This is a genomic window from Dongshaea marina, assembly GCF_003072645.1.
In the GTDB taxonomy this organism is placed as follows: Bacteria; Pseudomonadota; Gammaproteobacteria; order Enterobacterales; family Aeromonadaceae; genus Dongshaea; species Dongshaea marina.
The window spans coordinates 2,078,272-2,093,227 of record NZ_CP028897.1; the positions used below are offsets into that span (position 1 = coordinate 2,078,272).

General features: G+C 50.7%; 9 protein-coding genes and 2 pseudogenes. 7 read left to right on the forward strand and 4 right to left on the reverse strand.

All coding sequences use genetic code 11. From position 1 onward, the window contains the following. Positions 1–65 precede the first annotated feature (65 nt). Positions 66–746: a sensor histidine kinase gene (locus DB847_RS10000; protein WP_159084521.1), complete on the reverse strand. Its 681-nt coding sequence runs from the start codon at positions 744–746 to the stop codon at positions 66–68. 87 nt (positions 747–833) lie between these two features. Between DB847_RS10000 and DB847_RS10005 the strand changes: the two genes are divergently transcribed. Beyond that, positions 834–1,823, forward strand: coding sequence for a LysR substrate-binding domain-containing protein (locus tag DB847_RS10005; protein WP_234418551.1), 990 nt, complete (start codon positions 834–836; stop codon positions 1,821–1,823). A gap of 18 nt (positions 1,824–1,841) precedes the next feature. Here DB847_RS10005 and DB847_RS10010 read toward each other — a convergent pair. Both DB847_RS10010 and DB847_RS10015 read right to left on the reverse strand, forming a co-directional pair. Then, a pseudogene (locus tag DB847_RS10010) lies at positions 1,842–3,211 on the reverse strand (L-serine ammonia-lyase). A 152-nt stretch (positions 3,212–3,363) separates the two neighbouring features. Continuing rightward, entirely contained in the window at positions 3,364–4,566 is a 1,203-nt protein-coding gene (locus DB847_RS10015) for an aromatic amino acid transport family protein (protein WP_108650550.1), read from the reverse strand. 1,288 nt (positions 4,567–5,854) lie between these two features. On the opposite strand from DB847_RS10015, the gene fbp reads away from it, so the two are divergent. Beyond that, positions 5,855–6,892, forward strand: a complete 1,038-nt coding sequence (gene fbp / locus DB847_RS10025) for a class 1 fructose-bisphosphatase (protein WP_407644443.1) — start codon at positions 5,855–5,857, stop codon at positions 6,890–6,892. Between the two features lie 89 nt (positions 6,893–6,981). Here fbp and DB847_RS10030 read toward each other — a convergent pair whose 3' ends face one another. After that, positions 6,982–8,268 carry a citrate synthase gene (locus DB847_RS10030; RefSeq protein ID WP_108650553.1) on the reverse strand — a complete coding sequence of 429 codons (1,287 nt, stop codon included), beginning with the start codon at positions 8,266–8,268 and terminating at the stop codon, positions 6,982–6,984. A 572-nt stretch (positions 8,269–8,840) separates the two neighbouring features. Here DB847_RS10030 and sdhC point away from each other — a divergent pair. The 5 genes and pseudogenes from sdhC (at position 8,841) to sucA (ending at position 14,952) form a co-directional block, all read left to right on the forward strand. Beyond that, the gene (gene sdhC, locus DB847_RS10035) at positions 8,841–9,218 is read left to right on the forward strand and encodes a succinate dehydrogenase cytochrome b556 subunit (RefSeq protein ID WP_199911793.1); all 378 of its coding nucleotides are present in this window, start codon (positions 8,841–8,843) and stop codon (positions 9,216–9,218) included. Then, complete coding sequence (gene sdhD, locus DB847_RS10040; protein ID WP_108650555.1) at positions 9,212–9,559, forward strand: succinate dehydrogenase, hydrophobic membrane anchor protein; 348 nt, start codon at positions 9,212–9,214, stop codon at positions 9,557–9,559. Before sdhC ends, sdhD begins: the two co-directional genes overlap by 7 nt. A 4-nt stretch (positions 9,560–9,563) precedes the next feature. After that, positions 9,564–11,327 carry a succinate dehydrogenase flavoprotein subunit gene (sdhA, locus tag DB847_RS10045; protein ID WP_108650556.1) on the forward strand — a complete coding sequence of 588 codons (1,764 nt, stop codon included), beginning with the start codon at positions 9,564–9,566 and terminating at the stop codon, positions 11,325–11,327. Between the two features lie 17 nt (positions 11,328–11,344). Continuing rightward, positions 11,345–12,061, forward strand: a complete 717-nt coding sequence (locus DB847_RS10050; protein ID WP_108650557.1) for a succinate dehydrogenase iron-sulfur subunit — start codon at positions 11,345–11,347, stop codon at positions 12,059–12,061. An 88-nt stretch (positions 12,062–12,149) separates the two neighbouring features. Next, positions 12,150–14,952 (forward strand): annotated as a pseudogene (gene sucA, locus DB847_RS26370) (2-oxoglutarate dehydrogenase E1 component). Positions 14,953–14,956: the final 4 nt, after the last annotated feature.

Below are 14,956 nucleotides of genomic sequence, written 5' to 3' on the forward strand. Positions count from 1 at the left end.
GGCGCTCCCAAATTCAGTTGAGCGAAACCGATGCTAATACACTGATCTTACAACAAACTCCCAGACTAGGGTAGAAACAGGCGAAAAATGGCACCTTTTAACTCACCACCATTGGTCAGCTCAATCTTGCCATGGGTCTGTTTGTGTTGATGCGTATCCATAATTTTCCTGGCCAGCCATAGCCCTAATCCGCAATGGTACTGGCCAAGGCCCTGAGTCGGCGTATGACTCCTGTCTAGGGTCGACTGAGGAAAGCCCGAGCCGTCATCACAGATCTCAATGAAAACCCCCTCGTCGGCCTGATACGCCTGGATCAGGATCTGATGATGACAGAAGCGCAGAGCATTGAGCAGGGCGTTATTCAGAACATAGCCAATTAACACAGGATCGCCCAGGGCTGTCAGCTCGCTTTCGACTCGATTGGTCACAGTGATGGGTTCAATATTCGGGTGAATGTTGAGCTGGCAGAGCTGCTCCTCAATAAGCTCGGCGATAAAGATCTCCTCGGTGGTGATAGCAAGTTGCTGGTGTTCGACACGATACAGAGAAAGAAGGTTTATCAGTGAGGCATGCAGTTGGTTACTCTCCCGGTACAGGGCATTGAGTTGTTGCTTACTTCTTTCCGGAAGGGGATCGTCCAGTAACAGTTCTATGCGTTGGGAGAACAGGTGGAGAGTATTTTTCATGTCATGGACAGCGGTCACTAAGAAGTCAGTGAAATCAGGTCCTTTGTCAGCTTTATTCATCCTACAATCCATTGTGAAATTCGGAGTCGATCAAACTGTCCGATAAATTCCTTTGACCTTGGACTATAAGTATAACAGGACCCCTAATTGTTGTTGGTCGCCATGAAGCTTCAACAGTTGCGCTATATCGTAGAAGTCGCAAGACATGATCTCAATGTCTCTTTGACCGCGGAAAGCCTCTATACCTCTCAGCCCGGGATCAGTAAGCAGATCCGTTTGCTGGAGGATGAGCTGGATATTGAGATCTTTGAGCGAAGTGGCAAGCACTTTGTGCAGATCACGGATGTGGGAAAGGAGGTGATCTCCCAGGCCGAGCAGATCCTGCTGCAGGTTGAGAATATTCGCAGGTTAGCCCGGGAGCACCTGGCTCCGGAGCATGGCAAGCTGGACATTGCGATGTCACATCTGCATGCTCGTTATCTACTGCCTCAATTGGTGGGGCATTTTAAGGAGCAATATCCTCAGGTGGTGATCCATCTTCACCAGCATTCACCCAGGCAGATGCTGCAGCGGCTACTCTCCGGACGGGCGGATTTTGCCCTGAGCTCCTGGCCGATCTCTGATCATCCGGAGCTTATCGGGATCCCTTTTTGTCGCTGGAAACGGGTTTTGATCGCCCCTGAGCAGCACCCTTTAACCCAGCGTAACGAGCTAACTCTTGGAGATATAGCTCTTTACCCCCTGGTTGCATATGTTTCAAGTTGTGGGCGACTGTCTGGGATCGAGAATTTTTTCCGTGAGCAGGGGGTTGAGCCGACGATCGGTTCTTCGGTTTGTGATCTGGAGCTGGTGGTCAGGTATGTTGAACAGGGGGCCGGAGTTGGGATCATCCCCGGAACTCTGTTAGCAGACAGGCCTCTGGCTTCTGGGCTCAAAGTGCTTTCATTGGGGTTTGATTTTCCCGATGAAGTGGGGGTGATCATGTTTCGCCGCCATCGGTTTCTTCGCCAGTATATGCTTGATTTTATCAGCCTGTGTAATCCCTCACTGAGTAAGGCGCAACTTCAGCAGCAGTTACAGCGCCCACAGCAGGAGTGGACGCAAGAAGTTTTGGCCAATCTGCCTTGCCTTGGCTAAGCTCTGGCCGGTCTGTAATTAATGGCAGATCACCTTGATTGCCAGACCTCCTTTGGAAGTCTCCCGGTATTTTGGATCCATATCTTTGCCGGTGGCATACATGGTTTCGATCACCTTATCCAGAGAAACCCTGGGTTTAGAAGTGCGATTGAGGGCCATCCGGGTGGCATTGATCGCCTTAACGGCCGCAATCGCATTTCGCTCGATACAGGGAACCTGGACCTGGCCGGCAATTGGATCGCAGGTGAGTCCAAGATTATGTTCCATCGCTATCTCAGCGGCGGCGCAGATATGCTCGGGGCTGGCACCAAATAACTCAGCAAGGCCGGCTGCAGCCATCGAGCAAGCCACCCCCACCTCTCCCTGGCATCCGACTTCTGCCCCTGAGATGGAGGCGTTCATCAGATAGAGCATCCCTATGGCCCGGAGGTTAGATAAAAGCGCGAGATATCCTGCTCAGTGAGAGGGTGGACGAACTTGTTGTAATAGGAGAGGACTCCCGGAATAATCCCGGCAGCGCCATTGGTTGGGGCTGTGACCACGCGTCCACCTGCGGCATTCTCCTCACTCACCGCCAGGGAAAACATGTTGACCCAGTCGATGACGCTCATGGGATCATTGCTCATCCCTAGGCCACTGGTGAGCTTGCGATGCAGTGCGGCTGCACGACGGGTGACCTTGAGTGGGCCGGGTAGAACTCCTTCGGTGTGGCAGCCTCGCTCAACGCCTTGCTCCATCACTTGCCAGATCGCTGCGAGCTTTTTATGGATTTCAGGCTCACAATGAGTGATCTTTTCATTTTCCATGATGAGGGATGCGATGGACAGTCCGTGCTCCTGGCAGAGGCTCAATAGCTGTTCGGCGCTATTAAAGGGGTAGGGAACATGCGGTCCGGCTCCTGAGCTTTTCTGCTCAGAGGCAAAATGTGCTTCATCGACAATTAATCCGCCACCCACTGAGTAATAGGTCTCTTTGAGCAGCAGCTCATCCTCCTTAAAAGCACTCAGGGTCATGCCATTTTCGTGCAGGGGGAGTGCTTCATCGTGAAATACCATGGCCGATGATGGGAAGCTGACCGGGTGCGCCTCCTCCCCCAGTGGCAGCTGCTGTTGGGTCTCGACTCTTTGCAAAAAGTCGTCAATCTTATCCAGATCCACCTTTTCCGGGAGGTTTCCGGCCAGACCCAGTAAAATCGCACGATCCGTATGGTGTCCTTTACCTGTCCAGGAGAGGGAGCCATATACATCAACCAGGATGTGGGTGGTTTGGAGCAGTTTTCGGGATGCTCTGAGCTGGTCGATAAACAGCTTGGCGGCCTTCATTGGGCCTACGGTGTGAGAGCTTGACGGCCCGATCCCAATCTTAAAAATATCAAAAACGCTAATCATTTTATCTTTCCCTGCTGGCGCGTGGCCCTGGCGATGGATATCTGCTGTTGGCCACAAGATTGTCCTGATATTACCCCGTCCTTGAGCCAGATCAAGAAAACAGAGACAAGAATCGGATCCCTGTCTCTGTTCTTGCGATTCAACTCAAGCGCTTAGGAAAACATGCTATACAGTAGGCCTGAGATAGCAACGAGTCCCATGATGCAGATAAAGGCATTGGCAAAGGCATTTTTACGATATTTTTGCAGAGCTGGAACCTTATAAATCGCATAAACCGGCATGATGAAGAGGATCATCGCGATAATCGGACCTCCGATTGAGGTGATCATATCCAATATGCTTGGGTTTATGATGGCAACGATCCATAGGGTGATCAGAATAAATAGATTTGTGATCAGATTGGTTTTCTTTTGAGTGATCTCTTTACCAAAGTTTTGAGCTTGTTGGCTGATAATTCCGTTTAGCCCTTCCCGGGTTCCAAGATAGTGCCCAAAGAATGAGGAGACGATTGCGATGAAAGCGATAACTGGCCCAAGGTAGGAGATGACTGGGCTGGCACTTTCATTGGCCATGAATGAAAGAATCGATATATTTTCAGCTTTCGCCTGCTGTAACTCAGCCGGGGTCAGGCTCAGGACACAGGAGAATACAAATAGCATGACAAAGAATAACAGCAGGTAAGAGTTACGCCGCAAAATAGTATCGGTTTTCTGACTGGCCTTATCGGCAAACTTTTTACGCTGGGACACAGAGAATTGCGAAATAGCGGGGGAATGGTTAAAAGAAAACACCAGCACAGGTATGGTCAACCACAGGGTTTTGACAAAGCTGCCGCCGGTGGGGATCACATTCAGTGAGGTCATGCTCCAGTGAGGGATCAGGTAAAGGGAGAGGCCCAGCAGAATCAGGATCAATGGATATACCAGGAATTCACACACGATCAGCATCAGCTTTTCACCGGTGAGCATCACTCCCATCAGGGCTCCGATCAGGATGAGAGAGAGCAGAGGGCGGTTGACCTCAGGAAGATGAAGCTGGTGAACAATAAAACTCTGAACTGTATTTGTAACCCCAACACCATAAATTAACAAGATAGGGTAAATTGCAAAGAAATATAAAACTGTGATCAGCTTTCCGCCGCACGATCCAAAATGTTCCTCAACAACATTGGTTATATTTGAATCACCGCCACTTTTGGAGGATAAAACAAATCGAGCCAGATTTCGATGAGCAAGGTAGGTCATAGGTCCTACCAGAACAGTCATTAAAATAAGTGGCCAGAAGCCCCCCATACCCGCATTAATCGGGAGAAATAGAATACCTGCGCCGACGGCGGTTCCAAATAGGCCAAGCATCCACTTGGTATCATCATGTGTCCATTTTTAAGGGCGGATGAATTATCATTCATCTCTTTTGAAGAGGTTATATCAGTCACGTGTTGAGTCCTTTATTATTATCTGCAGAGAAAAAATTGAATAAAAAGCAGAGAGTCGAAGAATACGTTTTTTATTATAAAAAAGGGCGAGCAGAATCACACTTTATGAAAGAAAAAGTGATTTTTATTATAAAAATAGTGCTTTGATCACACTGTTGGGCTGAAACGGGTAAAATATATACTTTTCTTCTGGTTACCCTAATGGATAAGCTGTGTTTCAGAGTTTAATCCATCATGTTAATACATACTCCTGAATGGGTTAATTTTTCAGATCCAGGTTTATATAACGCTAATATCTCAAATCCATTGCGGATATGATGATGTGCAGGTTTTAACATCACAGGGACATGTTTCAGATCTATTGCCGATATCTAAGATGTGCTGGTTCCAACATCATCGAGCTTCTGCTGCAGGGAGGCGGCAGTAGAGATCCCATGGGTAAGTTGCTTTCGGAGCAACGCACGTGAAGCTGGAAGTTGAGCTGGCAAGGAATCTCATGGAAGATAATCGGATTTACTGCGCGCTGGTAACGCATGAATCCAAAGATCAACAACAGTTTCCAGACATCACCAGATAATCCGCTGCTCCTCTATAGCAACACCTTTTCAATTCAGCACTACACATCTCAGGATAATCCTGAAGCTGGGTATCCTGATTTGGGCGTCATGATTGAGCTGGGCTTAAGAGAGCTACGGGCGTTCAATCGGGTAGAGGGGCGTAGATTTTAGACCCTGGGGTTGGACCAGCCAAAGGAGCATCAGTGCCGGATTGAGATTTTTATCAACGGCAATCGGTGAGTGGAGCCAGACAGAGCTGGCATATCCGCTCAGAGTCTAAACAGGAGCAGCTCCTCAATCCTGAAAATATCCGGGATTTAGCCAGGGATTTTCCAGCCATACATCTATGATTTATATAGGTAATTGATGGATTGTTTTTGTCCGGAGTGATTTACTGTTTGTTACTTATGGTTACTTTACATTTTGCTGTTTAGTTTTTGTTGGGATGTCTATATTTTGAACTTCGGGTGGTATGTCTATGTTTTTAAAGAAATTTGCGGTTTGGTTTGAGCGAGTTATTTCACTGCCTAAAAAAAGGTTTTTGTATTACATTAGCTTACCAACTCGATCGCCCCGTGCGATTTTTTAAAACTAGTTTCTGCAAACGGTTTCAGGAGCAGAGACAAGGGATCTCGACAGATGGAAAGGACTATGGAACAACGAATGATGACCCTGGGTGAATATATCGTCAAACAGCAGGCGCATTATCCGGAGGCTAAGGGGGAGTTGACCTCTTTGCTTTCGTCGATTCGCCTTGCTGCGAAGGTGGTAAACAGGGAGATCAATAAAGCTGGGTTGGTTGCTGATATTCAGGGAGGCGTAGGCTCAACCAATGTCCAGGGAGAGGATCAGCAAAAACTTGATCTGTATGCCAATGAGCAGTTTAAGGCTGCATTGGAAGCGCGTCGCGAGGTGTGTGGTATCGCCTCCGAGGAGGAGCCGGATTTCGTCTCGTTTAACCCGGAGCACACCTCAAATTCAAAATATGTTGTTTTAATGGATCCCCTGGATGGCTCATCCAACATTGATGTGAATGTCTCTGTTGGAACCATCTTTTCGATCTATCGCAGGGTCAGCCCGGTCGGAACCCCTGTGACCCTGGATGATTTTCTACAGCCAGGCCGAAAGCAGGTTGCTGCCGGCTACATTGTTTATGGTTCATCGACCATGCTGGTTTATACCACGGGGCAGGGGGTTCATGGCTTTACTTATGATCCTTCCATCGGGTGTTTCTGTCTTTCCCATGAAAATATGCGTACTCCTGAAACCGGTACCCTGTACTCGATCAACGAAGGAAACTACATCAAGTTTCCCGATGGGGTCAAAAAATATATCAAATACTGCCAGGAGCGTGACGATGCAACTCAGAGGCCTTATTCGGCTCGGTATATCGGCTCTCTGGTTTCCGATTTTCACCGTAACCTCCTCAAAGGTGGGATCTACATCTACCCTTCAACGGCCAGTGCCCCTCAGGGAAAGCTGCGCTTACTCTATGAGTGCAACCCGATCGCTATGCTAGCCGAACAAGCGGGTGGCAAAGCCAGTGATGGTTTTGGGCGGATCCTGGATATTGAACCCACCGAGCTACACCAGCGTGTTCCATTCTTTGTCGGCTCTTCGGCCATGGTTGAAACCGCAGAAAGCTTCATGCGGGATTACTCATCACATGAAGATCCCGCTCGCGGATAATCATTGAGGAATCGACAATAAAGCCGCAAAGATGCGGCTTTATTTTTATCCAGAGGAGCCATCTCAGGATGGCTCTTTATGGTTTCTGACTAACGCTTTTTCATCGGGACAAACTGACGCTTTGGATGTCCCTTATACAGCTGACGTGGTCGGCCAATCTTCTGATCCGGATCCGAGTGCATTTCGTTCCAGTGGGCAATCCAGCCAACGGTACGCCCCAGGGCAAAGATTACGGTAAACATTGAGGTTGGAATGCCGATCGCTTTGAGGATGATCCCGGAATAGAAGTCCACATTCGGATAGAGCTTCTTATCGACGAAGTAGGGATCAGAGAGTGCCAGTTGTTCCAGCTTCATCGCTACATCCAGCAGTGGATCCTTGATCTGAAGTTCATCGAGAACCTCATGGCAAGCCTTACGCATCACGGTTGCGCGAGGATCGTAGTTCTTGTAGACACGGTGGCCAAAGCCCATCAGGCGGAATGGATCATTCTTATCTTTTGCCTTGGCAACATACTCATCAATCTTGTCCACCGAGCCGATCTCTTCGAGCATCTTGAGGCAGGCTTCATTTGCACCACCGTGCGCGGGTCCCCACAAGGAGGCGATACCGGCCGCGATACAGGCAAATGGATTGGCACCGGAAGAGCCAGCTAGACGAACCGTGGAGGTGGATGCATTTTGTTCGTGATCGGCGTGCAGGGTAAAGATCCGATCCATTGCCCGCTCGACGACCGGGTTCACTTCATAGTCGGCGCAGGGGGTTGCAAACATCATATGCAGGAAGTTGCCCGCATAACTTAAATTGTTACGTGGGTAGATAAATGGCTGGCCAACAGAATATTTGTAGCTCATGGCAGCCAGGGTCGGCATCTTCGAGATGAGGCGGAAGGCGGCAATCTCACGGTGGCGCTGATCATTGATATCCAGCGAGTCGTGGTAGAAGGCAGACAGAGCGCCGACGACACCACACATGATCGCCATTGGATGTGCATCACGACGAAAACCTGCATAAAAACGCATCAGCTGCTCGTGAACCATGGTATGTTCCATGACGATATGGCGGAACTCTTCATACTGACGTTTGGTTGGAGCCTCACCGTAGAGCAGGATATAGCAAACCTCGAGGTAATCGGCTGATTCGGCCAGCTCATCTATCGGGTAGCCACGATGCAGAAGGATCCCTTTGTCACCATCTATATAGGTGATCTCTGACTCGCAGGAAGCGGTCGCAAGAAAGCCAGGATCGAACGTAAAGTAACCCTTTGAACCCAATTTTCTGACATCGATAACATCATGACCTTCAGTCCCTGACAGGAGCGGAAACTCTATTGGCTCCGATCCCGGAAGCTGCAGGGTGGCTTTCTGTTCAGCCATAGTACTTCTCCTTGTTCTCATATGGTATCCAGAGGAAATGAGGTCGAGCCTGACTGGCCGGGAGAGAAAATTTCATCCGGCGAGCCAGCTTCGATCGGGATTATTTCAACCGATCCAGTCGTCAAATGTCAAATAAGATGGTTTTTTTTGTGTGATCTGTAAATAAAATGTTTCCTTCGGATGGCGTTTTGCTCACTATCTGTCCGCAAATATAATTCTTTAAAAGAGCTAAATGAAAGATTTTTGTAAATAAATAACATCATCAAACCCATTTCAAAGCCGAAAATCCCAGTGTTTCTTGGATTTTTGAGTAATAACACTACAGAACCACCCTTCAGCAGCCTTGCTCTGTATCTTTTTTGTGTTAATGGTTGCACCTTTGTTTGTAAATGTCATGTGATTGTAATTGCTGTTGGCCGCGAGTATACTGGCTTCGCGGTCCCAATCGGTTCAAATGAAGCACAAGCCCCGCTTACTTTGCTGGAGATGTACTTTTACCGGTTCTGTTGCCGCGCAAGACGTCTTTTCAAGGAGATTGTGTCTGTCTGCACCTCTCGATGGAGTGAATATTCGTGAATAAAAAACAACGACCCGTCAATCTTGAGCTGGCGACGATTCGTTTCCCTATCACTGCGATTGCTTCGATTCTGCATCGGGTTTCCGGTGTGATCATCTTTGTTGCTTTGGCTGTGTTGCTATGGTTACTGAATCTGTCTCTAAGCTCTCCCGAAGGTTTTTCACATGTGGCCAGCCTGGTCGATAACTTTTTTGTGAAATTTATCCTGTGGGCAATTTTGACCGCTTTGGGTTATCACATTTGTGCCGGGGTTCGGCACCTTGTCATGGATCTTGGGTATTGTGAGGAGAAGGAGTCGGGCAAGATGAGTGCCAAAGTCTCTTTCATCGTTGCGATCGTGTTGGCCATCTTGTCCTGGGGGTTGGTATGGTAAAAAATGCTGCATCACTGGGGCGAAGTGGAACCCATGATTTTATCCTGTTACGTGGCGCTGCGATTGTTATCCTGCTTTATGTCCTGTATATGGTTGGTTTCTTTGTCTGCCATAGTTCGGTGACATACCCTGTCTGGCAGGGATTTTTTGCCATGACCTTCACCAAGGTTTTTACCCTGCTTGCCCTGTTATCTGTGCTGGTTCATGCCTGGATCGGCTTATGGCAGGTCCTGTCTGATTATATCAAGCCCTATTGCTGGCGAATGCTGTTGCAGTTTGTGATCGTGATTGTTTTGTTGGTCTATCTGCTGTCAGGACTCGCAGTCCTGTGGAGTGTATAACCCTATGATTCCTACCTATGATTTTGATGCCGTGGTGATTGGTGCCGGGGGCGCAGGCATGCGTGCGGCCCTGCAGATCTCTGAGTCCGGCAAATCTTGTGCCCTGCTTTCCAAAGTCTTTCCTACCCGCTCTCATACCGTTTCTGCTCAGGGAGGGATCACCGTCTCTCTGGGGAATGCACACCAGGATGACTGGCAGTGGCATATGTATGATACCGTCAAGGGTTCGGACTATATCGGTGATCAGGATGCGATTGAGTATATGTGTCAGACCGGTCCCGAGGCGATCCTGGAGCTTGAGCATATGGGGCTGCCCTTCTCACGTTTTGATAATGGCACCATCTATCAGCGCCCCTTTGGCGGACAATCGAAGAATTTTGGCGGTGAGCAGGCAGCTCGCACCGCAGCGGCGGCGGATCGTACCGGTCACGCTCTGTTACATACCCTCTATCAGCAGAACATAAAAAATGAGACCAATCTGTTTTCTGAGTGGTATGCCCTGGATCTGGTGAAGAACCAGGATGATCAGGTGGTAGGTTGTACCGCGATCTGTATCGAAACAGGTGAACTCGTCTACTTCCGCTCCAAGGCGGTGGTTCTGGCGACCGGTGGTGCGGGGCGGATCTTTGCTTCCACCACCAACGCTTATATCAACACCGGGGATGGGGTGGGGATGGCCTTGCGCGCCAATGTCCCGGTGCAGGATATGGAGATGTGGCAGTTCCACCCCACCGGGATCGCCGGTGCCGGGGTCCTGGTAACCGAGGGGTGCCGCGGCGAAGGGGGCTACCTTCTCAATAAAGATGGCGAGCGTTTCATGGAGCGTTATGCGCCCAATGCCAAAGATCTGGCGTGTCGGGATGTGGTTGCCCGTGCCGAGATGCAGGAGATCCGTGAAGGACGTGCCTTTGAGGGGCCAGATGGACCCTATCTCAAACTCAAATTGGATCACCTGGGTAAAGACGTTCTGGAATCACGCCTGCCGGGCGTATGTGAGCTCTCTCGTACCTTTGCTCACATCGATCCGGTCAAGGAGCCGATTCCGGTTATTCCAACCTGTCACTATATGATGGGTGGGATCCCAACCAATATTCATGGTCAGGCGTTGACCCAGGATAAAGCGGGCAATGATCAGGTGATCCAGGGGCTGTTTGCCGTGGGCGAGTGTGCGTCTGTGTCTGTGCATGGTGCCAACCGGTTGGGTGGTAATTCGCTATTGGATCTTGTCGTGTTTGGCCGCTCCACCGGGCTTTATCTGGGTGAGGCGCTGGATGCGATGACCGAGTCTCGCCAAGCCAGTGAGTCCGATATTGAAGCGGCGCTGGCACGCTTTAATCGTTGGGAAGGGACCCGTAAGGGCGAGGATCCGGTGCAGATCCGCAAAGATCTGCAGCAGTGCATGCAGAACGACTTCTCGGTATTCCGTGAAGGTGATGCGATGGCCGAGGGGCTGGAGAAGCTCAAGGTGATTCGTGAGCGGTTGCAAAATGCCAGATTGGATGACACCAGTCGCGAGTTTAATACCCAACGGATCGAGTGTCTGGAGCTGGATAACCAGATGGAGACGGCATACGCAACTGCGGTGGCGGCAAACTTCAGAACCGAGAGCCGTGGGGCCCACACCCGCTTTGATTATCCGGAGCGGGATGATAAAAACTGGTTGTGCCACAGTCTCTATCTTCCCGAGAGTGAGCAGATGGCCAAGCGTGAGGTCAACATGTCTCCCAAGGTGCGTGAGGCATTTCCACCGAAAGTCAGAGCTTATTGATTCAGGGAGTATCGACAATGAACGTCACTTTTTCTATCTATCGCTACAACCCTGATACAGATAACGCACCCTATATGCGCGATTATGTACTGGATATCCCTCAGGGCTCAGACATGATGCTGCTCAATGCCCTGGTGCTGCTCAAAGAGCAGGATCCTACCCTGGCATTTCGTCGCTCCTGCCGTGAAGGTGTGTGTGGCTCCGATGGAATGAATATCAACGGCAAGAATGGTCTGGCTTGTATCACCCCTGTATCCGATCTACTTGCCAAGGGAAACCGGGTGGTGGTTCGCCCTCTGCCGGGTTTGCCCGTGGTGCGGGATCTGGTGGTGGATATGGGGCAGTTTTATGCCCAATATGAGCGAATTAAGCCTTACCTGAAAAACCGCGACAAGCAACCGCCAGCCCGGGAACGTCTGCAGTCCCCGCTGGAGCGCTCCAAGCTTGATGGTCTGTATGAATGTATCCTTTGCGCCTGCTGCTCCACATCCTGCCCATCGTTTTGGTGGAACCCGGATAAGTTTGTCGGGCCTGCGGGCTTACTGGCCGCGTATCGCTGGCTCATCGATAGCAGGGACAGCGCGACCGAGGAACGGTTGTCAGAGCTGGATGACTCCTATAGTGTGTTCCGTTGTCACGGGATCATGAACTGTGTGGATGTTTGCCCTAAGGGGCTCAATCCTACCCGGGCAATCGGTCATATTAAATCCATGCTATTAAAGCGGGCCGTTTGATACGGCCTTTTTCAACGCAGTTATTGTTGAGCCCTTAAGCGGGAGCCAAGCGATGCAGAGGGCATGAAGAGATGATAAAGGAAGCAAGATGCGAAATGACGTAATGAAAGAGTGGCTCGAATCATCGTATCTGGCCGGGGCAAATGCGACCTATGTTGAAGAGCTCTATGAGCTTTACCTCGATGATCCCGAGGAGGTTGACCCCAGGTGGCGGGAGCTATTTGACCAACTGCCCAGAGTGAAGGGGCATCTGGTCGAGAAGCCCCACTCTAAAATCCGTGACAACTATCGAAATCTGGCGACACCGGCAAGGCAGCCAGTGACAGGGCAGCCGGGAGGTGATGAGCGCCAGGCCAGGGTGATGCAGCTAATTAATGCTTACCGGCTCCGTGGTCACCTGAGGGCTAACCTGGATCCCTTGGGTTGGAAGCTACTCCAATAGTTGAGGCCCTGCATCTTGACTATCACGGCTTAAAAGAGAGTGATCTGGCCGATGAGTTTCATGTGGGGAACTATTCGGCCGGTCCGGCCAGCATGCATCTCTCCCAGCTAATTGACTCGCTTGAGTCTGTTTATTGTGGGTCGGTTGGGGTTGAGTATATCCATATCAGTGATCTCGAGCAGAAAAACTGGCTACAGCACCGATTGGAGTCGGAGGTAGGGCGCTGGACCTTCACTAAAGATGATAAAAGACGCTTCATCGAAGGTCTGAGTGCGGCCGAGGGATTAGAGAAATACCTGGGCGCTAAGTTTCCGGGAGCCAAACGATTCTCTCTTGAGGGAGGAGATGCACTGATCCCTATGATCCGGGAGCTTATCTACCAGGCCGGAGATGATGGGATCAAAGAGACGGTCATTGGGATGGCGCACCGGGGACGACTCAATGTTCTGGTGAATGTCCTGGGTAAGCGGCCTCAGGAGCTGTTTGATGAGTTTGCCGGTAAGCATGATGACAGTTGGGGAACCGGTGATGTGAAGTATCACCAGGGGTTCTCATCCGATTATGCGACTCCGGGGGGCCCGGTACACCTGGCGCTGGCTTTTAACCCTTCGCACCTTGAGATTGCCAATCCGGTTGTTTTAGGTTCGGTCCGTGCACGTCAGGACAGGCGTTCATGCACCGATGGCTCGCAGGTTCTGCCGATCACCATTCACGGTGATGCGGCATTCGCCGGACAGGGGGTGGTGGCTGAGACCTTTAACATGTCGCAAACCCGCGCCTATGGGGTGGGGGAACGGTGAGAATCGTGGTGAACAACCAGATCGGCTTCACCACCTCGAATCTGGCAGATGCTCGCTCTACCTATTACTGCACAGATATTGCCAAGATGGTTGAGGCGCCGATCTTCCATGTGAACGGCGATGATATTGAGGCGGTGGCCTATGTGACCAAGCTGGCACTGGAGTATCGCAACACCTTCAAGCGTGATGTGGTGATCGATCTGGTCTGTTACCGCCGTCATGGGCACAATGAGGCGGATGAGCCTAATGCGACTCAGCCTTTGATGTACCAGACCATTAAAAAGCACCCGACACCACGAAAAATCTACGCCGATAAGCTGGATCGGGAGCAGATCTTTACTCTGGAGCAGACCAATGCGATGGCGGATCTGTATCGTGAGGCACTCTCGTCGGAGCGCTCCATGGTTCGTGAGATGCAGGAGCCTGAGCAACAGGACACCCATTGGACCGCTTTTTTGAACCAGGAGTGGGATGTTCCTTATCAGACCGGCTGCTCCATTGAAAAACTTCAGGAGCTTGGGGAGGCGATGACCCGCTATAGCGAGGATTTCCCTCTGCAGAGCCGGGTTAAGAAGATCTATGATGATCGCCGCTTGATGACGAACCGGGAAAAACCGATCGACTGGGGATTTGCCGAGACCCTGGCTTACGCCACTCTGCTGGATGAGGGGAGCCGGGTGCGGATCACCGGCCAAGATTGTGGACGGGGAACCTTCTTCCATCGTCATGCTGTGCTGCATCATCAGCGCGATGCCTCGACCTATATTCCGCTGTGCCACCTCTCAAATGAACAGGGTAAGTTTGAGGTCTATGATTCCGTCCTCAGTGAAGAGGCTGTTCTTGCTTTTGAGTATGGTTACGCGACAGCTGAACCCAGAGGCCTCATCATCTGGGAGGCACAGTTTGGTGATTTCGCCAATGGTGCCCAGGTGGTGATGGATCAGTTTCTCTCTTCCGGAGAGCAGAAGTGGGGACGGATGTGTGGCCTGACCCTGCTACTTCCTCATGGCTACGAGGGGCAGGGACCGGAGCACTCCAGTGCTCGTTTGGAGCGTTACCTGCAGTTGTGTGCCCAGCAAAACATGCAGGTGTGTGTACCTTCAACGCCGGCACAGGTCTATCACATGTTACGCCGTCAGGTGTTAAGACCGGTGCGTCGTCCTCTGATTGTGATGTCACCCAAGTCTTTGCTGCGTCATCCACTGGCGGTTTCCAGCCTGGAGGAGCTCAGTGAGGGGCAGTTCCAAAATGCGATTGGCGAGGTTGATGCTCTTGATCCCAAAGGGGTGAAGCGGATTGTCCTGTGTTCGGGCAAGGTCTACTACGATCTGTTGGAGCAGCGCCGGCGCAATGAACAGCAGGATGTGGCGCTGATCCGGATCGAGCAGCTTTATCCTTTCCCACATCAGGAGGTTCGTGAGATCTTAAGTCGCTATGCCAAGGTTCGTGATTTTGTTTGGTGTCAGGAGGAGCCGCAGAATCAGGGGGCCTGGTATTGTAGCCAACACCATATTCGCGAGGCCCTTCCAGAAGGCGCCAAGTTAAGCTATGCAGGACGTGTTGCCTCCGCCTCTTCGGCCGAGGGGTACATGTCGGTGCACATTAAAAACCAGAAGGCGCTTGTTGAAAGTGCTCTGACGATTGAATAACCAG